The sequence below is a fragment of the Francisella sciaenopsi genome (assembly GCF_045862875.1).
Classification (GTDB): domain Bacteria; phylum Pseudomonadota; class Gammaproteobacteria; order Francisellales; family Francisellaceae; genus Francisella; species Francisella sciaenopsi.
In genome coordinates this window covers 164608-186162 of record NZ_BTHG01000002.1, presented here as the reverse complement: position 1 = coordinate 186162, position 21555 = coordinate 164608, and the positions used below count along the sequence as shown (strand labels likewise).

The window sequence follows — 21555 nt, the reverse complement described above, 5'->3', positions numbered from 1 at the left end:
GGTATTACATTTATAAATATGTAATACCTTGATATAAATAATTACTAGAAATCTAAAGATTCCAAAGCATTCCTTAATGATTCTTCAATATCATCATTAATATCTTTATCTTCTTTTTCAATCTGCTTCTCAAATACAGTATCTTCAGTGTTAAATGATGATGCTGTAAACAACATATTATCTTCTACACCTAGCTCTTCTCTCATCTTCTCAATCTTATTAGACTCTTTTCTAACCGCTAAACCCGTACCTGTAGGTATTAACCTACCAATAAGAACGTTTTCTTTAAGTCCTCTTAGCTGATCAACTTGAGAATGTATTGAAGCCTCAGTTAATACTCTAGTTGTCTCTTGGAATGATGCCGCAGACAAGAATGACTCCGTAGATAACGATGATCTAGTGATACCCATCAGTGTAAGCTCATACTCAACTAATCTTTTATCTTCCTTAGCTAGTCTATCATTTTCTTCAAGTATTCTTACTAACTCAATACTTTCATCTTTGACAAACTTACTATCACCTTCATCAAGAATTGTTGCTTTTCTTAACATCTGTCTAACGATCGTTTCAATATGCTTATCGTTAATTACAACACCTTGCATACGATATACAGACTGAGCTTCAATCAAGATATAGTCAGCAAACGCTTCTAAACCTTTGTACTTAAGAAGATCATGTGGATCAGTAGGACCATCCGCTAAAACATCACCTTTAGATACCTGCTCACCATCAAAAACTACTAGATGTCTAGATTTAGGCAATAGTATCTCTTCAGCAATATGACCACTCTTATCCAAGATTTCTATCCTTTGCTTTTCTTTAGTATCTCTATTGCCCAATCTAACCATACCATCACAAGGTGATAATATTGCAGCATCTTTTGGACGTCTAGCTTCAAAAAGTTCAGCAACTCGAGGAAGACCTCCTGTAATATCTTTATTCTTAGAACCTTCTAAAGGAATCTTAGCAACAACATCACCAATCTCTAATACTGAATCATCAGTAACGTTCAATACAGCACCTACCGCTAATGAAATTGATTTAAGCTCATTACCTTTTTCATCAACAACTTTAACAACTGGTTTTAGATTCTTAGATGTTGTTCTTTGAGATATTGAAGTTATCTCAATAGTTTGCTGACCAGTTAAATCATCATATGTATGTTTTGATGTAATACCATCAATAACATCTTCCAAAACAACTTTACCAGCAACATCTGTAATTAGCGGCTGAGCATGAGGATCCCAAGTAGCTATAACATCACCAATCTCAACACCCTTACCACTTGCCAAAGGAACAACTGCACCCATAGGGATTTTATGTTGCTCTCTGACACGACCCATAGTATCAGAAACTATGATTTCACCAGCTCTAGATATTACTATGTTTTGACCATCTTTATTCGTAACTGTTCTGATGTTTTTGAACTTAATCTTACCAGCAGTTTTAACTTTAATATCAGACACTGTAATACCTAATGATGCCGCACCACCAGTATGGAATGTTCTCATCGTAAGCTGTGTACCTGGCTCACCAATTGACTGAGCAGCAATTACACCAACAGACTCACCGACATTGACTTTTCTTTCACGAGCAAGGTCACGACCATAACACTTAGCACATAAACCTCTACGAGTTTTACATACTATAGGTGATCTAACTTTAATCATGTCAATTCCATTATCATCAAGTATCTCAACAAGATTTTCATCAAGTAGAGTACCAGCTTCTAATAGAACAACTCCCTTTTCAGTCACAACATCAGCAGCTAACGTTCTACCTAAAGCTCTCTCAACTAGAGGAACTTTAACTTCACCATCTTCAACAATAGCTGAGAACATTAAACCATCATCAGTGCCACAATCTTCTTCGATAACAACTAAATCTTGAGCAACATCTACAAGTCTACGAGTTAGGTAACCAGCATTAGCTGTCTTCAATGCTGTATCTGCTAGACCTTTACGAGCACCGTGAGTAGATGTAAAGTACTGCAATACTGACAAGCCTTCTCTAAAGTTTGCCGTAATAGCAGTTTCAATCATCGTCCCATCTGGTTTAGCCATTAGACCACGCATACCTGCAAGCTGTCTCATCTGGTTATAAGAACCCCTCGCACCTGATTTTGCCATCATATATACAGAGTTAAATGATTCAATTTCTTTATTCTCACCATTTACCATCACAGTATCTTTTGAAATCGCATCCATCATCAAAGCACCAACCTCATCAGAAGCTTTGCTCCAAATATTGATAATATTGTTGTATCTTTCATTCTCTGTAATTAATGATGACTGATACTGTTCTGTAATATGCTTAATTTCTTTTTCTGCTTCTTCTACCTTAGCTTCTTTAATTTCAGGTATCGTCATATCATCAACACCTACAGAAACACCTGATAATGTCGAATATTTAAAACCTGCATACATCAGTTTATCAGCTAAAACTACAGTTGCCTTGCCACCTAACACTCTGAATGCTTGGTTAATTATTTTAGAAATTTCTTTCTTAACAAGCACTTTATTTAATAGCGAGAATGACAAACCTTCAGGCAATATGTTTAAAAGCAATGCTCTACCTACAGTAGTATTAATAACACCTTTCTCGTTGTAAGTATTGCCTTTAGTATCAAAAACTTGTCTATCTATTCTAAGTTTAATTTTAGCATGAATATCGATAGTGCCAGAGTTATATGCTCTACTAACATCATCATAGTTTGAAAATAGTTTACCCTCACCTCGAGCACCCTCTTTCTCTCTAGTGATATAGTATAGACCCAATACAATATCCTGAGTAGGAGTAATAATTGGCTGACCAGATGCTGGAGATAAGATGTTATTTGTAGACATCATTAATACTCTAGCTTCTAATTGCGACTCAACAGTTAAAGGTACATGAACAGCCATTTGGTCACCATCGAAATCGGCATTAAATGCTGCACAAACTAAAGGGTGCAACTGTATAGCCTTACCTTCGATTAGCTTAGGTTCAAATGCTTGAATACCAAGTCTATGAAGTGTTGGAGCACGGTTTAGTAACACTGGATGCTCATTAATAACAACTTCTAAAATGTCCCATACAACAGCTTCTTCAAGCTCAACCATTCTCTTAGCTTGTTTGATGGTTGTTGCATAACCACCTAATCTTAACTTAGAGTATACAAAAGGCTTAAATAGCTCTAATGCCATCTTTTTAGGTAAACCGCACTCATGTAATCTTAATGATGGGCCAACTGTAATTACAGAACGACCAGAATAATCTACACGTTTACCAAGTAGGTTTTGACGGAAACGACCCTGCTTACCTTTTATCATATCTGCAAGAGATTTAAGCGGACGCTTATTTGAACCTGTTACAGCCCTACCACGTCTACCATTATCTAGTAACGCATCTACAGCTTCCTGCAACATTCTCTTCTCATTTCTAACGATAATATCAGGAGCATTTAGATCTAATAGTTTTTTAAGTCTATTGTTTCTATTAATTACTCTACGATATAAATCATTAAGATCAGATGTTGCAAATCTACCACCCTCAATTGGAACTAATGGTCTTAAATCCGGTGGTAAAACTGGTAATACAGTCATTACCATCCACTCAGGTTTATTGCCAGATGCTTGGAAAGTTTCAAGTAGTCTTAATCTCTTAATGGCTTTCTCTTTTTTAGCTGTAGATTTACTCTCTTCATATTCAGCTTGTAGTGACTCAATCTCAGTTTCAAGATCTGTATCTGCCAATAAGTCTCTGATTGCTTCTGCACCCATAGATGCTTCAAACTCATAGCCATAGTTCTCTAAAGCTTCAGCATACTCATCATCAGTAAGAAGCTGTTTTTTCTCTAGAGGCGTCATTCCTGGATCAGTAACAATATATGACTCAAAATATAGAACTTTTTCTACATTTTTAAGAGGCATATCAAGGAATAGACCTATTCTAGAAGGCAGAGATTTTAGATACCATATATGTACCACTGGGCATACTAAATCTATATGACCCATTCTTTCTCTACGTACTTTAGCTTGTTCTACCTCAACACCACAACGCTCACATACTACGCCACGATGCTTAAGTCTTTTATACTTACCACACAAGCATTCATAATCTTTTATTGGACCAAAGATTTTAGCACAGAATAAACCATCTCTCTCAGGCTTAAATGTTCTATAATTTATAGTTTCTGGTTTTTTAACTTCACCATGAGACCATGAACGAATGACCTCTGGAGATGCTAAAGATATTTTAATAATATCAAACTTTTTACTATTGTAATTTTGATGTAGGATACCGTTATTCACAGGTAATTCTCCTATACTTTTATTTTAAATAACAAAAAATAAGTAGCTTTAAATTAAGATGCTTATTCTTCCTCAGATGAGTAGTCAAAATCCATATCTATACCCAATGCTCTAACTTCATTTCTTAAAACATTGAAGGATTCTGGAACATCTACATTCATAGTTAACTTACCATCAACTATATTCTTATACATCTTAGATCTACCAGTTATATCATCCGACTTAACCGTTAACATCTCTCTTAGAGTATAAGCAGCACCATATGCTTGTAACGCCCAAACTTCCATCTCACCGAATCTTTGACCACCAAATTGCGCTTTACCACCTAACGGTTGCTGCGTAACTAGGCTATAAGATCCTGTTGATCTAGCATGCATTTTATCATCTACCAAGTGGTCTAACTTAAGCATATACATATAACCAACAGTTACATGTCTATCAAATGGCTTACCAGTACGACCATCAAATAGTTTCATCTGACCATTTGTAGCGAAACCACCTATTTTTAGTAGAGACTTAATATCTTCCTCTTTTGCACCATCAAATACAGGAGTTGCAATTGGCACTCCCCCTTTTAGATTTTCGCAAAGATTCAGTATTTCTTCGTCATTTAAAGCTTTAAGATCAACTTTTTTATCACCAACACTGTTGTAGACTTCTTCTAAAGTTTTTCTTAACTCTGCTGCTTTTCTTGTTTTTTCTAGAGTTTGATCTATTTTCTTACCTAAGCCATAAGACGCTAATCCTAAGTGAGCCTCAAGAATCTGACCGATATTCATACGCGAAGGAATACCTAGCGGATTCAAACAGACATCTACTGGAGTACCATCTTCCATATATGGCATATCCTCAATTGGTAGTACTCTTGAAACAACACCTTTGTTACCATGACGTCCAGCCATTTTATCACCTGGCTGAATACGTTTTTTAATCGCAACAAAAACCTTAACAGTTTTAAGTACACCAGGAGATAGCTCATTGCTTTGTGTGATAGATTTTTTCTTAGCTTCAAATCTAGCATCTACAGCTATTTTTGCTTCTTCATAGTACTCTCTAGCATTCTGTACTTTTTGCTCAAGTTTTTCATCTTCAAAAGAGATTTCTAACCACTTAGAAAAAGGTAACGTTGCTAAAAATTCTTTTGTAAGAACAGCGCCTTTCTTAAGTCCTTTTGCTTTTTGTATCTTAGCGCCAACCACATCTGTCTCGATTGATGATTTAACTACAGATTCAATTACAGCAAATTCTTCATCGAAATCTTTACGTGCCTTATCAATTAGTTCTTTCTCAATTTTAAGAGCTCTTTTGCTCTTACCACCTTTATCATTCTCAAAGACCTGAACATTGATTACAGTTCCTGAAGTACCGCTAGGCATTCTTAATGAACTATCAGCAACATTTGATGCTTTTTCATTAAAAATTGCTCTTAGAAGTCTTTCTTCAGGAGTTAACTGTTGCTCAGCTTTTGGCGTAATCTTAGCGACAAGAATATCACCAGCCTCAACATTCGCACCTATGTGAACAATACCTGACTCATCAAGCTTAGCAAGACTTGACTCACTGACATTTGGAATATCTGCCGTTACTTCTTCAGGACCTAACTTAGTATCACGAGCTACACATGTGAACTCTTCAATATGGATACTAGTATATTTGTCATCTTTTACTATTCTTTCAGAAAGTAAAATTGAATCTTCAAAGTTATAACCATTCCATGGCATGAAAGCGACCATAAGGTTATGACCAAGTGATAACTCACCAAAATCAGTTGCAAAACCGTCAGCCAAAATATCACCAGCCTCAATCTTATCTCCAACATTAACTATTGGACGCTGATTGATACAAGTATTTTTGTTTGAGCGTTTAAACTTAGTCAAGCTGTAAATATCAACTAACTTACTTGTTTGAGATTTTTCAGTATCAACTTTAACAACTATTCTATTAGAATCAACTTCTGCTATCTCACCAGCATTTCTTGCAATAATACAGTTACCAGAGTCTCTTGCAACAATCTTTTCCATACCAGTACCAACCAGAGGTTTTTCAGATTTAAGAGTTGGTACCGCTTGACGTTGCATGTTTGCACCCATCAATACCCTGTTAGCATCATCATGCTCTAAAAATGGTATTAATGCTGCAGCTGCTGATACCATCTGCTTAGCAGAGACATCCATATACTGAACTCTACTTGACTCAGTAAATATTGCTTCACCACCTGAACGACACTGAATAAGATCTTCTACGAAGTGATTATTTTTATCAAGTTTAGTTGATGCTTGTGCAATCACATAATGATCTTCATCGATAGCTGATAAGTACTCAATTTCATTAGTCACTTTACCATTAACTACTTTTCTATATGGTGCTTCTAAAAAGCCATAATCATTAACTCGTGCATAACTTGCCAATGAGTTAATCAGACCAATATTTGGACCTTCTGGAGTCTCAATAGGACATAATCTACCATAGTGAGTTGCGTGAACGTCACGAACCTCAAAACCAGCTCTATCACGTGATAAGCCACCTGGACCCAGTGCTGAGATTCTTCTCTTGTGAGTTACTTCAGATAGAGGATTATCTTGATCCATAAACTGTGATAACGCACCAGATGTAAAGAATTCTTTAATTGCTGCTGTAATTGGCTTAGAGTTCACAATATCTTTAGGCATAAGCTTATCTTTATGAACTAGAGACATACTTTCACGAATACCTTTCTCTACACGATAAAGACCTATTCTAAATTGATTCTCAACCATTTCTCCAACAGAACGCACACGTCTATTACCTAGATGATCGATATCATCGACTTTGCCTTTGCCATCGCGGATATTAATAAGCTCTTCGATAACACCTACAATATCACTATTTTCTAGAGTGTAAATATCTCCAGATACCTTATCAGAACCTAATCTTGCATTTAGCTTCATTCTACCAATATCAGATAAGCTATATCTACTTTCGATAAAGAATAGTCCCTCAAAAAGAGCTTTCACAGAAGCTGCAGCTGGAGGATCGCCTGGTCTAAGAACTTTATATATTTCTACAAGTGCTTCATCTGTATTTTTAGTAAGATCATATTTAAGAGTATCTGATATGTACCTACCTCTTTCAGTAGTTATAAAATCAATAACTTCTAATTCAAGCATGCCAACTTCTACACATGATTCTAACAAATTTTCTGTAACATCGTCATTAGCATAAGCTATTACTTCACCTGTAGCCTCATTAACGATATCTTTTGCCACTCTAAGAGTGCTAACTAAATCAAAATCAATAGCTACAGAGTCAACGCCTGCATCTTTAATCCTCTTAATATCTCTAGATGTTAATTTTTTGTTTTTCTTTATAATTGTATTGTCTTTTTCATCAATAATGTCAAACTTAAGCACTTCACCTTTCATACCAGAAAGATCATCAAGCTTAAGTGCAAAGCCTTTATTATTAAAACTAATTGTCTTACTATCAGAGAATTTATTTAATATTTCTTCTTGCGTATATCCAAGAGCCTTTAAAATTACTGTAGCGCAAAACTTTCTTTTTCTGTCAATTCTAGCCCACACAACACCCTTTGAGTCAAACTCAAAATCAAGCCATGAGCCTCTATATGGAATAATACGTGCCGAAAATGCTCCTTCCTCTGAATCATCCTTACTAAAGAACACACCTGGAGATCTATGTAATTGTGAAACAACCACTCTTTCTGTACCATTAATTATAAAAGTACCATTAGTCGTCATAAGAGGAATATCGCCCATATAAACATATTCTTCTCTAATATCTTCTACGACTTTCTCATTAGGAAGAGCCTCTTTATTATATACAACCAATCTCAACTTCACATTTAATGGCGCATCGTATGTAGCACCGCGCACTTGACACTCTGTTTCATCAAAAGTGGGCTCACCAACTTGATAATCAACATAGTGAAGTTCATATTGACCATTTTTACTTTCAACTGGAAATGATTGCTTAAGCACTAATTCAAGACCAGAGTGAAGTCTACCTTTTGCATCATTTGCATTTAAAAACTTTTTGTACGACTCTGTTTGAATGGAAAGTAAATATGGTACATCTAAGATATGAGGAAGAACCCCAAACTCTTTGCGAATTCTTTTTTTCTCAGCGTATGAGTAAGACATCAAAAACATCCCTAAGATTTTGTTTACACAAAATAAAAAGCAAATATGATTATATTTGCACCAATATCTATGTATCTTTCAATACTAGAAAGACTAGGGGCCAAAATTGACCACTAGTCATAAATTTCTAAAAATTATAATTTAGAATTTTATTATTTAAGCTCAACTTTAGCGCCAGATTCTTCAAGTTGCTTTTTAAGAGCTTCAGCTTCATCTTTAGATGCAGCTTCTTTAACTGTGAAAGGAGTACCTTCAACAGCATCTTTAGCTTCTTTAAGACCAAGACCAGTAGCGCCTCTTACTGCTTTAATAGCAGCAATTTTATTTGAACCAGCATCAACTAAAACAACGTCAAATTCAGTTTTCTCTTCAGCAGCTTCAGCAGCAGCAGCTGGAGCAGCAGCAACAGCAACAGCAGCAGCAGCAGATACACCAAATTTTTCTTCCATCATTTTAACTAAATCACATACATCCATTACACTCATTTCAGCAACAGCATTTAGGATATCTTCTTTTGTTATAGACATTTTTATAACTCCTATTTATTTAACAATTAATTCTTTTTTAGCTTTTCTATAAGCCAGTGCAATTATTTACTATCTCCAACAGCAGCAAATACTCGTACCGCCTGAGACGGAATCTCATTAAGAGTACGAACAAACTTAGTAACTGGTGCTTGCATAACATTAAGTAATGTAGCAAGTGCCTCTTCCCTAGTAGGAAGCTTAGCAAAGTCATCTAACTTTTCAGGACCAAACAGTTCACCAGACATAGCTAAATTTTTCACTTCAAAAGCATTATGATCTTTTTGGAAGCTTTTAAATAGCTTAGCTGCCGCACCTGGCTCATCCTTAGAAAGAGCAAGAACAAGAGGACCTTTAAGAGCATCACCAAGACACTCAAAATCAGTTCCTTTAATTGCTAAACGTGCTAAGTTGTTACGCACAACTCTTAAATAAACTCCAGACTCACGAGCTTGCTTTCTTAATGAAGTCATTTCATTAACAGTCAAACCACGGTAGTCTGCTACTGCTGCAGACAATGCTGAGGACACTTGTTCAGCAACTTCAGCAACAATTGCTTTTTTATCCTCTATTCTAAGTGCCATATCGACTCCTTATTTATTGTCCACACTTTATTTAATTAACACGATATTTAGACCAAAAAAGGTTGTCAACATCGTCTGCGTAGGATAAATATTAAGTCAAGCAAGCCCGACTCCTACGGTCTTTGATCGTTGCATTTTCATACAACCCAAAGAAATTGCAAAGCAGTATATTATATATTTAAATCCGAAAAGTCAACACTTATTCCTGGACCCATTGTACTAGATACAGAAACTTTTTTCAGATATATACCTTTTGATACTGATGGTTTTGCTTTTTTAAGATCAGCTAACAGCTGCTCTAAATTTTGTTTTAAAGCATCACTAGTAAAGTTTACCTTACCAATAGTAGTATGAATTATACCTGCTTTATCCACTCTATATCTAACTTGGCCTGCTTTAGCATCTCTAACTGCTTTAGCAACATCCATAGTTACAGTACCAACCTTAGGGTTTGGCATAAGACCTTTAGGACCAAGGATTTGACCAAGCTGTCCAACAACTCTCATTGAATCAGGAGATGCGATAACAACATCAAAGTCCATATTACCTTTTTTAACTTCGTCAGCTAGATCTTCCATACCCACAATATCTGCACCAGCTTCTTTAGCAGCATCAGCGGCAGGACCTTTTGCAAAAACTGCTACTCTAACAGTTTTACCAGTACCATTAGGAAGAACAGAAGCCCCTCTTACAACTTGATCAGATTTACGCGGATCAACACCAAGAGCAACTGAAACATCAACAGACTCAACAAACTTAACAGATGAAACATCTCTTAAAATATCAAAAGCTTCTGATACAGGATATTTTTTCTCAGCATCAATCTTAGCTGAGATTTCTTTCATTCTTTTTGAAATTTTAGCCATTATTCAACCCCTTCTACTTTTACACCCATACTACGTGCAGAACCCGCAATAATTCTTACAGCCGCATCAATATCTGCAGCTGTTAAATCAGGATCTTTAACCTTAGCAATCTCTTCCAATTGCTCACGAGTAATAGTACCAATAAAGTCTTTTGAAGGATTTGACGAACCAGACTTAACCTTGATAGCCTTCTTAATTAAATAAGAAGCCGGAGGAGTCTTCATTTCAAAAGTAAAACTACGATCACTATACACTGATATTTCAACAGGTATTGGCATACCAGGTTCCATACCTTGTGTCTTAGCGTTAAATTCCTTACAGAATCCCATAATATTAACACCATGTTGACCCAATGCAGGACCAATTGGTGGACTAGGATTCGCCTTCCCTGCTGCAACTTGCAACTTGATAATAGCTTCTATTTTTTTCTTAGCCATTTATTTTTCTCCAAATTTAGGTTAATAGCACTTATATAAAGATATAAGCTCCCCACTATCTTAGTAAATCGCTACTAAGACTCTTTTTCAACCTGTGAAAACTCAAGCTCAACAGGAGTAGATCTACCAAAGATAGATACTGCCACTCTTAATCTTGATTTTTCATAGTTAACTTCTTCAATAACACCAGTAAAATCATTGAAAGGTCCCTCAAGAACTCTAACAACTTCTCCAACATGGTAAGTTTTTCTCAATCTAGGTTCAACAGTAGAAGTGCTTCCCTCTACAAATCCTAATATCCTTTCCACTTCAGCCTTGCTTAAAGGAATTGGCTTACCTCGTGAACCAACAACAGTTAACACTCTAGGTACAGCCTTTATGACATCCCAAGCTTCTGTTGTCAAATCAGCTTCAATCAAAACATATCCAGGAAAATATTTTCTTTCACTCTTACGTTTCTGACCACCTTTCATTTCAACAACATTCTCTGTCGGAACAAGTATTCTACCAAAGTTTTCTTTTAAGCCTGCTATTTCTATATTTTCTTCTAGCTGAGTTTTCACTCTTTTCTCATAACCTGAGTGCACTTGCACAACATACCAAAGCATATTTACATCCCTTTATTAACCCAGAAAATACTGAATAAAACTCTCAAATATAACACCAAATAAAGATATTATTAGTGCAAAAATTATAACCACCACTATAACCATAGCAGATATCGTCATCGTCTCTTTGCGTGTAGGCCACACAACCTTCGCCAACTCAAGCTTTGAAGCCTGGAAAAATGCCCAAAAGCGACGCCCCTGATTCGTAAATCTTGCAACAACTAAAGCCACCAAAACTACAACAACCGCCAAAGATGTATTATAGGAACTATAACTTCCACCAAGCACATCAGAGTACATAGTAATCGCAACACCAAAGACTATAATTGCTACCGCCATTATCCACAACAACAAGCTACTTGACTTAGAAATCTTCTTAATTTCACTAGTCTTCGTAGCACCACTAACCCACACTTTATTCAAACCTTGATTTTTTTTCACAAGATATCCCTTTCTTAAAAAAGTATTTACATAGAGAAATTACAAACGTAGCCAATAAAATATCATACCGAATAAATAATATCAAGAAATAAAAAAGGCGATGTTGCAAAAATCACAACACCGCCCTAATTATATGGCAGGCCAGGAGGGACTCGAACCCCCAACTTGCGGTTTTGGAGACCGCTGCTCTACCAATTGAACTACTGACCTATATTTTTTTATTAAACTATCTATTATTCGATAATTTTAGCAACAACACCAGCACCAACTGTTCTACCACCTTCACGGATAGCAAAACGTAGACCCTCGTCCATAGCGATTGGGTTGATTAAAGTGATAGTCATCTTAATGTTATCACCAGGCATTACCATTTCAACACCTTCTGGCAACTCAACAGCACCAGTAATATCTGTAGTACGGAAGTAGAACTGTGGTCTATATCCTTTAAAGAATGGAGTATGTCTACCACCTTCCTCTTTAGAAAGAACATATACTTCAGCCTCAAACTTAGTATGCGGCTTAATTGAACCTGGCTTACATAGTACTTGACCACGCTCAACATCATCTCTCTTAAGACCACGAACTAGGATACCCACGTTATCACCAGCTTCCCCTTTGTCAAGAAGCTTACGGAACATCTCAACACCAGTTACCGTAGTTTTTTGAGTTGGACGAATACCAACAACTTCAACTTCATCACCAACATTGATCACACCACGCTCAATACGACCAGTCACAACTGTACCACGACCAGAGATTGAGAACACATCTTCAATTGGAAGAATGAATGGCTTAGCAGTGTCACGCTCAGGAGCTGGAATATAATCATCCATAGCAGCAACTAGCTCAACAATTTTCTCAACATATTGCTCTTCACCCTCGATAGCTTTAAGAGCAGAACCCATGATAACTGGAGTATCATCACCAGGGAAATCATACTGATCAAGAAGCTCACGAACTTCCATTTCAACCAATTCTAACAACTCTTCGTCGTCAACCATATCACACTTGTTTAAGAAAACAACAATGTACGGTACGCCAACCTGACGAGAAAGTAGAATGTGCTCACGAGTTTGTGGCATAGGACCATCCGCAGCAGAACATACCAGGATAGCACCATCCATTTGAGCAGCACCTGTAATCATGTTTTTAACATAGTCCGCGTGTCCTGGACAGTCAACGTGAGCATAGTGTCTATTTGGAGACTCATACTCTACGTGTGAAGTATTGATAGTAATACCACGCGCCTTTTCTTCAGGCGCATTATCGATCTCATCAAACTTACGAGCTGAACCACCGTTCTTTTCAGCCATAACTTTAGTGATAGCAGCAGTAAGAGTAGTCTTACCATGGTCAACGTGACCAATTGTACCTACGTTTACGTGCGGCTTCGAACGTTCAAATTTTTCTTTAGCCATTTCTATGCTCCATTTTTTTTCAACAAAAAATAATAAATCAAATATGGTGCTCACAACCAGACTTGAACTGGTGACCTCTCCCTTACCAAGGGAGTGCTCTACCAACTGAGCCATGCGAGCTTATTAATAATGCTTATTTTATATTTTATTTTAGGTGGAGCGGGTGATGGGAATCGAACCCACGCTATCGGCTTGGAAGGCCGAAGTTCTACCATTGAACTACACCCGCATGGTGGAGGGAGCAGGATTCGAACCTGCGAAGGCTGAGCCGTCAGATTTACAGTCTGATCCCTTTGGCCGCTCGGGAATCCCTCCCCTAAAACTTTTAGATAACTATAAAGTTTATTTGACTAAAAATCAAGCTTTTTTATGATAATTTGCATTTTGCTTCGCAGAAACAACTTATCTAACAAAAAACTAAGTTTATATTACTATGTGTAGATATAAATGTAAAGCTCTTATATCTTTTTTTATAAAACTATGCATTGTTTTTGTGCCCTTGTCATAGCTACATACAATATCTGATTTCTTTCGGTATAATTCTTGTTTAAAGCAATATCTTTTAAAAGCATAAATACCTTTTTATATGTTGATCCCTGTGCTTTATGGGCTGTAACCGCAAAGCCATAGTCCAAATCTTTTTTTATTATATCGCTTTTAGCTCTTAAGCCTCCATCGGAATATCTTTCAATATCAATCATTAATAAATTATTTTTTCTAAACTCATAATATACTGACCACAATCTATCACTTCTAGCAATTTTTAATAAATTATCATGAATCTCAGCATACTCGTTGAGGTTTTCACTACTATCTGAATCTATTATAAAAATACTTTTCTCATCAAAACCTCGATAAATTCTCGCTTTCTCATGTACTTTTACGGTATAGCCAAGCAACCCATTTATATTTTTTTGTCTATCGGACACTTCGACCACTTTATAATCTACACAATTATTTATTAAAAAAGATTCTTTAGCACTAGCTTTTATCGCTCTATAACCTATTAGGACATCCCCCTTTTCTATTAAATTAGCATTTTGTCCAAAAACCAAGTCCCTGATTATCCTATTTGATTGCATAACTGTTCTATTACGCCAAGCTATTAGTTTTGCATAATTTAAATCAGCTTTTGCATACGAAGAGCCAAAAACCTTCTTAATCTCATCTCTAAATTGAGCATTTGAATTAACAAATAACACACCATCGCCATTTTTGCTCAGTATACTTTCTTTTTTATCCAAAAAGATTGGTAACTCTTCCCCAATATTTCTAAGTTGCTGACTTAGCTGTGCTATAGGATTATCATCAGATTGACGCATAAGTTGCGTAAGTTCGTAACTATTCTCTAACTGAAAAATTGGACTCTCTTGATCTCCTACAGGAGGTATTTGCGCTTTATCTCCCAAGAATATAACCTTAGATGATAATGACTTAGTAATTTCAGCATCAATAAGTTCAAACAATGATTTATTTATCATGCTTGCTTCATCTACTATTATTAAATCATAGTTTTTGATAGTAGCTTTATTAATTTGTCCAAAAACTGGTTCATTTGGGTTAAAATCAACAAGATTTATATCAGGTTGCAATCCAAGCAAAGAGTGGATCGTATACCCAGGTGCAGAAGTTGATTGTGAAATAACAGCATTTGCCTTACGGGTTGGTGCTGAGACTATTGCCCTCTTAGGATACTCATCCAAGATCTTCTTAACAACAGTAGTCTTACCTGTACCTGCATATCCTGAAAGTAGAAAATAAGTATCTTTACTCTTGAGGAATTTTTTTATATGACTAATTGCTTTTATTTGCTGATTATTGAGAATTATTTTTTGACCATTTGACAGGTATAAATAATTTTCGGAATTAAGAAAACTTTTTTGCATTACTTATTTTCTGATTCAGAGAACCTTGTAATAATCCTAGAAAGAATTAGATTATTTGGCACAACAATTTCATTACCATCATCATCATCAAGTTTTGTATACAAAAATCCAATAGATTTAATAACCCCGACAATCCCACCTAGATCAACCCTCTCACCTATCTCAAAAGGCTTACTAAATGCAAGCATAATACCTGATGCCACGATATTGTAAGACGTCTTAAGAGACATAGAAATACCAAAAACAACCCCTGTTAAAACTCCTGTGACTGGCGATATAGGCACTCCAAGTTTTGCCAATGCGATTACTACGACCAAAACCAAGAAGATAGTATATACAACACTAGACAAGAATTGCGATACTGTTTTGTCATAATCTTCAAGCAAACGATAGACTAATTTTTTGATATACTTAGATACCCAAAAGCCTATAGCTAAAATTAGAATTGAAATAAGTAAATTCATCCACAATGAACTTTCGACACTAATTTGATCAAACATTTTTTTTACTCTCCATGTATATTCTTTTAGCTCTAGTAAGCATAAAAACCGCTATACAACTAAGGACTATCGATATTGTAGCAAACGAAATTTCCTCGGCAGCTGTTTCATGCTTCACAGCACCTGTCAAAGCATTTAATATAAAAACTCCATTCTCAACAATAAATAATGCCATACTTATAGCAAATGCAGATAAGCATATAGAAAACCTATATAAAAATGCTGATATTGCAAATAATAACAATAACGGATAGATAACTATCTGTAAAGCATCTATAAAAAAATGTCCAAATGCTGCAACACAGTCAAAATTATATTTTATGGTGAATATATAAATTAAAGCAAAAACAAAAAACGTTGCAAATAGTATAAGAGCATCCTTACTGAAAATATTATCATTAAAATCAAAATATCTTTTTCTTGAAAATAACAGTCCACATACCGTAACAAATGCAGCTCCAGAGATAAATCCATCATAGGAGAAGGTATTTTCTAGATAAATATGATGAGCAACATATCCATAACTACCCATCCCCAATAAAGATATTGAAAAACATATCCAAAATGCCACATCCCAAGGTTTTCTTTTTGCAAAGATATAGCTTAAAATCACGCAACATAAAAATAGCATAATTGAAATAAACAATCTCAAAAGATCATCAGCTAGTAGTGGTAGATAAATCATCTCACACATTTTATTAGAAAACTCCTTTTGTCTTCAGGAACAGATATAAACCTGTGGCAATGACACTCCCTAAAACAGGACCAAGTATCGGTACCCACGCATAGCTCCATTGAGAAGAACCTTTTCCTTGTATCGGCATAATAGCATGAAACAATCTTGGACCAAAATCTCTAGCAGGGTTTATAGCATAACCCGTCGTTCCGCCCAACGATAAACCAATCACAACCACAACAAATGCAACAGGTATACCACCTAAAGCACCCATATCTATTGGATATGCTGTCGCAATTGCTGGATCGCCAACTTGGACAACTACTCCATGCATAGCCAATATTGCTAAAACTAAAACAAAAGTACCAATAACTTCACTAGCAAAGTTAGATGGCAAATGTTTGATAGCCGGAGAAGTACAATGTGTCGCTAGCTTCAAGTCTGTATTATCAGTTGCTGAATAATGAGGGTAGTACATAGTCCAAACGAGTAACTGCCCAAGCATAGCTCCAATAATTTGACTAACAATATATGGAGCTACCCAAGCCCATGAAAATTTGCCTGCTAGAGCAAGAGCTATCGTGACTGCTGGATTCATGTGAGCACCACTAATTGGACCTGCAACCAACACTCCTATAAATACGGCTAATCCCCAAGCCAATGTTATAACAATCCAACCTCCATTATGAGATTTAGTTTTGTTTAAAACTACTCCCGCTACAACACCATTACCTAAAAGAATAAGTAACATTGTGCCTATTGCTTCTGCTATACATGCTTCTAACATAAAAAACCCTTATTTATACAACTCATCCACATCAAAGTTTTTAGCGAACTCTTTAAAGCTAGAAACTTGCTGATCTTGCCATGACTGATCTTTACCAAGCTCTTTTGCCATAAGCTCTGCTACTACTGAAGCTGCAGCAATACTAGCTTTGATATCCAAAAACGCTGCCCTAGTACGACGTGCTAATACATCTTCGACGCTCTTAGCCTTTTCAGCTCTCACATGATAAATCACCTCTGCCTGATAGTACGGTAGATCACTATGTAGCAACCTATGATTATCTAACTCTTTTTGAATGATTTTGATATCTTCAACATTTTTGCCATAAACTTTTAAAGGATATGCATCTTTTGGCTCAATAGCATCAACAAGTAACTCATCAGAAGTTTTGGATATTTTTTGAGCAATTTTTTTGGTTTCAATAAAATCTAAAACATCTTGCCCCATTCTTCTAAAGATTGTCCATTTACCACCAACAACTGTTATTAAGCCATCCTTTGACTCTACAATCTCATGTTTACGCGAGATTTTTGCTGTATTTTTAGCATTCTTTGGAGATACTAGAGGTCTTTGACCACAATATACAGACTTAATATCATCAATAGTAGCTTTTGTTTTTGCATACTGATTAAATGTCTCTAGGATAAAGTCAATCTCAGATTTTTCCGCTCGTGGCTCAATACTCGGAGCTTCCTTCTTTATATCCGTGGTACCCACTATTAGATGATTATGCCAAGGTAAGATAAATAATACACGACCATCCTCTGTCTCTGGAATTAAGATTGCATGCTCTGTAGGAAACTTTTCTCTATCAAAAACAATATGTGTACCTTGAGCAACCGATACATATTTATGAGAATCTTGCTGATTCGCTATATCTATAGTTTTATCAGTAAAAGTACCTGTTGCATTAACAATGTGTTTAGCTGTAAATTCTTTTTGTTCGCCTGATAAAGTATCAATTACTTTTACAGTATCTAATTTTGAGTCTGTTGAACTAAATATCTTTTCTACTTTATGATAGTTAAGGGCAACACCGCCTTTAGATTCAAAAGTTTTCATCAAAGAAATCAAAAGCCTAGTATCATCAAATTGACCATCGTAATATACTAAGCTCTTTTTAAGTTTTGAATCATCAATATTCGGTAACATTGCCAATGTTTGCTGTTTGTTGAGATTATAGCTTTTACCAATTTTGTATTTACCTGATAAAAACTCATATAGCTTAACTCCTATAGTGTATTTGATAGTTTCAAAATAGCTGCGAGTTGGAATAAGATAAGCTTGCTTATGAGTTAGATGTGGAGCATTATGCAAGAATGAAAAACGCTCTTCTAATCCCTCTTTCACTAAAGCAAAATCAAAATTCTCTAGATACCTTAAACCACCATGTATCAACTTAGTTGATTTTGAAGATGTACCTTTACCAAAATCATAAGCCTCTAAAAGCAAAGTTTTATAGCCTCTTGAAACCGCTTCAATAGCACAACCAAAACCGGTTGCGCCGCCACCTATTATTATTATGTCGTATTCTTTCTTCATTTATATTTAAAATCTTTGTATTTAAAAACTATTTGCTCTCTTGTCGAGCTACCTTAAATCTAGCCAATAAAATATTACTCAGCCCAAGCCATACTTCTTTGAACCGCTTTTTTCCAGCCTTTATAATCGTGAGCTACAGTTTGAGGATCTTTTTGCGGCTCAAAAGTTTTTTCTGTTGTAAGAATAGTTTTAAGTTCTTCTTTATCTTTCCAGAATCCTACAGCTAGACCTGCTAAGAATACCGCACCTAAACCTGTAATCTCATTAATTTTAGGCTTAGAAATTTCTGACTGTAAAATATCTGATTGAAATTGCATCAAGAAATTATTTTGCACTGCACCTCCATCAACACGAAGACCTGCCAGATCAAGACCTGTATCTTCTTTCATACAATCTAAAACATCTTTTGCCTGATATGCTATAGCTTCAAGCGCTGCTCTAATAATATGCTCACGTTTCGTATCTCGAGTAATACCAACAATAGTCCCACGAGCATACATATCCCAATATGGTGTACCAAGCCCAACAAATGCTGGCACCAAGTACACACCATCAGTTGAGTCAATTTTTGTTGCGTAATATTCACTATCTTCAGCAGAACGTACAAGACCTAGACCATCTCTAATCCATTGGATAACTGCTCCTGCAATAAAAACACTCCCCTCTAAAGCATAAGTTGGTTTACCATCCTCAGCCCAAGCGATTGTAGTTAATAGACCAGCATCAGAAAACACGGGCTTATCACCAACATTCATTAAAGCGAAACATCCTGTACCATAAGTATTTTTTGCCATTCCTTCTTCAAAACAGCAGTGTCCAAACAATGCTGACTGCTGATCCCCTGCTACACCGGCTATTGGGATTCGCGCTCCTCCTAGAGTGCTAGGGTGTGTATGTCCAAAATCTCCACTCGAAGATCTAACCTCTGGCAACATCGATACTGGAATATCTAAATACTCTAGAATTTTTTTGTCCCATTCAAGTGTATTAATATTGAACAACATTGTTCTTGAAGCATTTGAAAAGTCAGTAGCGTGAACTTCACCCTTAGTTAAATTCCAAATTAACCAAGTATCAATTGTTCCAAAAAGCAAATCTCCTTTTTCTGCTTTTTCTCTAGCTCCGTCAACATTATCTAAAATCCATTTGATTTTTGTAGCAGAGAAATATGCATCAACAATAAGACCCGTGTTTTTACGGATATATTTTTTAAGATCTTCGTTTTTGTTAATTTCATCACAAATATGTGATGTTCTACGGCACTGCCACACTATAGCATTATATACTGGTTGACCTGTATTTTTATCCCAAACAACAGTTGTTTCTCTTTGATTGGTAATACCAATTGCTGCTATATCTCTAGGAGAAACTCTAGCATACTCAAGAGCTTCTCTAACAATACTACTTTGTGATGCCCATATCTCCATTGGATCATGCTCTACCCAACCACTTTTTGGATAAATCTGTGTAAATTCTTTTTGTGCTATTTTTTTGATATTTCCTTTTTTATCAAAAATTATTGCTCGTGAACTAGTAGTACCCTGATCTATTGCTAATATAAATTGCTTGGACATGAAAATTCCCTTATAAAAAAATAATAAATTCCTAAAAAGATATTCTAAGCTTTTTTCTCTTTAATAAAAAGAGACAATAATACAGATAAAAACATTAATATAGGCAAAATGAATAACGAATATTTAAAAGCTTCTAACTGTCCATAGCCATAATTTTCAAAAAATGAAACCATATATCCAACAAATGGCTGAAGTACAGCACCACTTAAAGGTATAAATAAGTTAACTGCAGCAATACCAGTAGCTATATACATTGGGCTGATGTGTTGACGCAAAATTGTAAAATTAAGAACGTGAGCTGCTTGCATCCCACCCCATAGCACGCATAATATACACATAATTATTGGATTAACATGCAGATATACAACAGCCACAACGATAAATAAACCAAAAATTGAAGCCCATGTTAGTAAGGCTTTTTGTTTGTTTAACAACGTTGCTACAACTCCCCATAAAGGGCTAAAAATTGCAATCCCAATAAATATCATAGATGATGCTAAACCAGCATAGTGCTCAGGATATCCATCCAAACTCAAGAATCTATAACTCCATAAATCTGCAAAAATAGCTGTCGTACCATAAATTGTGAAACAGAAAAATCCATTTAGTAAAATTTGCTTTATCTTAAAAACTATAGGAATATCTTCAATCTTAGTATGAGTGTCAGCTAATTCATCAGTATCAGTCTGATTATGAGGTTCTTTAAAAGGTATGAAAAACAATACACTTAAGAACATAACTATTGAAACAACAAGAATTCCAGACATTATCACCTGAATACTAAAATGGTTTGCTAGAATGACTAATGGTAGACCAGTAAGAGTACCTGCACCATACATAAGCATCTGAGTCGCCCCTGTGAATAGAGGAAAAGTTCTCTTAGGAAGCCATATAGCTATCGCTTTTAGCGCAGATAAGAAAGCAAATCCTCCACCAATACCAGCTAACACTCTATATAAAATAAGATATTCTGAAGATGTAGCCATAGTTGCGATAAGAACCCCTATAGAGAATATCAAAGTACTTATTGCCATGATCTTTTTGACGCCAAATTTATCAAGCAAAATACCAGCTGGAAGCTGTGAAGCAACATACGCCCAATAAAATGCCGAACTTAGTACGCTAATTTGTTCTGCTGTTAAGTTATATGGTGTTGTAGAAAAATCATTATAGAGTGAATTTCCTGAAGCTCGAATTATAAACTCAAGCGCATAAAAAAACGCGCATATAAACCATATTGTAAAACCAGCCCTTGTAATTTTTTGCATAATTTAATAATTT

General features: G+C 35.7%; 16 protein-coding genes and 4 tRNA genes. All 20 read right to left on the bottom strand.

Annotation, left to right across the window (positions count from 1 at the left end; genetic code table 11):
• Window positions 1-44: 44 nt before the first annotated feature.
• The 20 genes from rpoC to ACKTR7_RS03290 all read right to left on the bottom strand — a co-directional run bounded on the left by rpoC (window position 45) and on the right by ACKTR7_RS03290 (window position 21542).
• Entirely contained in the window at window positions 45-4292 is a 4248-nt protein-coding gene (gene rpoC / locus ACKTR7_RS03385) for a DNA-directed RNA polymerase subunit beta' (protein ID WP_407877012.1), read from the bottom strand.
• A 62-nt stretch (window positions 4293-4354) separates the two neighbouring features.
• The gene (gene rpoB, locus ACKTR7_RS03380) at window positions 4355-8431 is read right to left on the bottom strand and encodes a DNA-directed RNA polymerase subunit beta (protein WP_407877011.1); all 4077 of its coding nucleotides are present in this window, start codon (window positions 8429-8431) and stop codon (window positions 4355-4357) included.
• Window positions 8432-8583: 152 nt separating this feature from the next.
• Window positions 8584-8958, bottom strand: coding sequence for a 50S ribosomal protein L7/L12 (gene rplL / locus ACKTR7_RS03375; RefSeq protein WP_407877010.1), 375 nt, complete (start codon window positions 8956-8958; stop codon window positions 8584-8586).
• Between the two features lie 62 nt (window positions 8959-9020).
• The gene (gene rplJ / locus ACKTR7_RS03370) at window positions 9021-9539 is read right to left on the bottom strand and encodes a 50S ribosomal protein L10 (protein WP_004287058.1); all 519 of its coding nucleotides are present in this window, start codon (window positions 9537-9539) and stop codon (window positions 9021-9023) included.
• A gap of 170 nt (window positions 9540-9709) precedes the next feature.
• Window positions 9710-10405, bottom strand: coding sequence for a 50S ribosomal protein L1 (gene rplA / locus ACKTR7_RS03365; protein WP_044526877.1), 696 nt, complete (start codon window positions 10403-10405; stop codon window positions 9710-9712).
• Entirely contained in the window at window positions 10405-10842 is a 438-nt protein-coding gene (gene rplK, locus ACKTR7_RS03360; protein WP_012280431.1) for a 50S ribosomal protein L11, read from the bottom strand. Before rplK ends, rplA begins: the two co-directional genes overlap by 1 nt.
• Before the next feature lie 74 nt (window positions 10843-10916).
• Entirely contained in the window at window positions 10917-11450 is a 534-nt protein-coding gene (gene nusG, locus ACKTR7_RS03355; RefSeq protein WP_407877009.1) for a transcription termination/antitermination protein NusG, read from the bottom strand.
• 15 nt (window positions 11451-11465) lie between these two features.
• On the bottom strand, window positions 11466-11891 hold the full coding sequence (gene secE / locus ACKTR7_RS03350) for a preprotein translocase subunit SecE (RefSeq protein ID WP_407877008.1): 426 nt from the start codon (window positions 11889-11891) through the stop codon (window positions 11466-11468).
• A 134-nt stretch (window positions 11892-12025) separates the two neighbouring features.
• A tRNA-Trp gene (locus ACKTR7_RS03345) sits at window positions 12026-12101 on the bottom strand.
• 23 nt (window positions 12102-12124) lie between these two features.
• Window positions 12125-13309: an elongation factor Tu gene (gene tuf / locus ACKTR7_RS03340; protein WP_004287053.1), complete on the bottom strand. Its 1185-nt coding sequence runs from the start codon at window positions 13307-13309 to the stop codon at window positions 12125-12127.
• Window positions 13310-13353: 44 nt separating this feature from the next.
• Window positions 13354-13429: transfer RNA gene (locus ACKTR7_RS03335), tRNA-Thr, on the bottom strand.
• Window positions 13430-13464: 35 nt separating this feature from the next.
• Window positions 13465-13538 (bottom strand) — tRNA-Gly (locus ACKTR7_RS03330).
• 1 nt (window position 13539) lies between these two features.
• A tRNA-Tyr gene (locus ACKTR7_RS03325) sits at window positions 13540-13624 on the bottom strand.
• Window positions 13625-13779: 155 nt separating this feature from the next.
• Complete coding sequence (locus tag ACKTR7_RS03320; protein WP_407877007.1) at window positions 13780-15195, bottom strand: ATP-dependent DNA helicase; 1416 nt, start codon at window positions 15193-15195, stop codon at window positions 13780-13782.
• Window positions 15195-15695: a mechanosensitive ion channel family protein gene (locus tag ACKTR7_RS03315; RefSeq protein ID WP_407877006.1), complete on the bottom strand. Its 501-nt coding sequence runs from the start codon at window positions 15693-15695 to the stop codon at window positions 15195-15197. Before ACKTR7_RS03315 ends, ACKTR7_RS03320 begins: the two co-directional genes overlap by 1 nt.
• Window positions 15688-16389, bottom strand: a complete 702-nt coding sequence (locus ACKTR7_RS03310; RefSeq protein ID WP_407877005.1) for a hypothetical protein — start codon at window positions 16387-16389, stop codon at window positions 15688-15690. The genes ACKTR7_RS03315 and ACKTR7_RS03310 overlap by 8 nt, the downstream gene beginning before the upstream one ends.
• Window positions 16390-16393: 4 nt before the next feature.
• Window positions 16394-17158: an MIP/aquaporin family protein gene (locus tag ACKTR7_RS03305; RefSeq protein WP_407877004.1), complete on the bottom strand. Its 765-nt coding sequence runs from the start codon at window positions 17156-17158 to the stop codon at window positions 16394-16396.
• Window positions 17159-17167: 9 nt separating this feature from the next.
• Entirely contained in the window at window positions 17168-18700 is a 1533-nt protein-coding gene (locus ACKTR7_RS03300) for a glycerol-3-phosphate dehydrogenase/oxidase (RefSeq protein WP_407877003.1), read from the bottom strand.
• A 74-nt stretch (window positions 18701-18774) separates the two neighbouring features.
• Window positions 18775-20274, bottom strand: coding sequence for a glycerol kinase GlpK (glpK, locus tag ACKTR7_RS03295; protein ID WP_407877002.1), 1500 nt, complete (start codon window positions 20272-20274; stop codon window positions 18775-18777).
• Between the two features lie 44 nt (window positions 20275-20318).
• Window positions 20319-21542, bottom strand: coding sequence for an MFS transporter (locus tag ACKTR7_RS03290; protein WP_407877001.1), 1224 nt, complete (start codon window positions 21540-21542; stop codon window positions 20319-20321).
• Window positions 21543-21555 lie beyond the last annotated feature (13 nt).

What these genes read in the sequence shown, in the direction of transcription:
- ACKTR7_RS03320 (WP_407877007.1), bottom strand. Translation starts at nt 15,195, where the DNA reads ATGCAAAAAAGTTTTCTTAATTCCGAAAATTATTTATACCTGTCAAAT.
- rpoB (WP_407877011.1), bottom strand. Translation starts at nt 8,431, where the DNA reads ATGTCTTACTCATACGCTGAGAAAAAAAGAATTCGCAAAGAGTTTGGG.
- tuf (WP_004287053.1), bottom strand. Translation starts at nt 13,309, where the DNA reads ATGGCTAAAGAAAAATTTGAACGTTCGAAGCCGCACGTAAACGTAGGT.
- rplJ (WP_004287058.1), bottom strand. Translation starts at nt 9,539, where the DNA reads ATGGCACTTAGAATAGAGGATAAAAAAGCAATTGTTGCTGAAGTTGCT.
- ACKTR7_RS03310 (WP_407877005.1), bottom strand. Translation starts at nt 16,389, where the DNA reads ATGTGTGAGATGATTTATCTACCACTACTAGCTGATGATCTTTTGAGA.
- ACKTR7_RS03315 (WP_407877006.1), bottom strand. Translation starts at nt 15,695, where the DNA reads ATGTTTGATCAAATTAGTGTCGAAAGTTCATTGTGGATGAATTTACTT.
- glpK (WP_407877002.1), bottom strand. Translation starts at nt 20,274, where the DNA reads ATGTCCAAGCAATTTATATTAGCAATAGATCAGGGTACTACTAGTTCA.
- rplK (WP_012280431.1), bottom strand. Translation starts at nt 10,842, where the DNA reads ATGGCTAAGAAAAAAATAGAAGCTATTATCAAGTTGCAAGTTGCAGCA.
- rplA (WP_044526877.1), bottom strand. Translation starts at nt 10,405, where the DNA reads ATGGCTAAAATTTCAAAAAGAATGAAAGAAATCTCAGCTAAGATTGAT.
- ACKTR7_RS03300 (WP_407877003.1), bottom strand. Translation starts at nt 18,700, where the DNA reads ATGAAGAAAGAATACGACATAATAATAATAGGTGGCGGCGCAACCGGT.
- ACKTR7_RS03305 (WP_407877004.1), bottom strand. Translation starts at nt 17,158, where the DNA reads ATGTTAGAAGCATGTATAGCAGAAGCAATAGGCACAATGTTACTTATT.
- nusG (WP_407877009.1), bottom strand. Translation starts at nt 11,450, where the DNA reads ATGCTTTGGTATGTTGTGCAAGTGCACTCAGGTTATGAGAAAAGAGTG.
- ACKTR7_RS03290 (WP_407877001.1), bottom strand. Translation starts at nt 21,542, where the DNA reads ATGCAAAAAATTACAAGGGCTGGTTTTACAATATGGTTTATATGCGCG.
- rplL (WP_407877010.1), bottom strand. Translation starts at nt 8,958, where the DNA reads ATGTCTATAACAAAAGAAGATATCCTAAATGCTGTTGCTGAAATGAGT.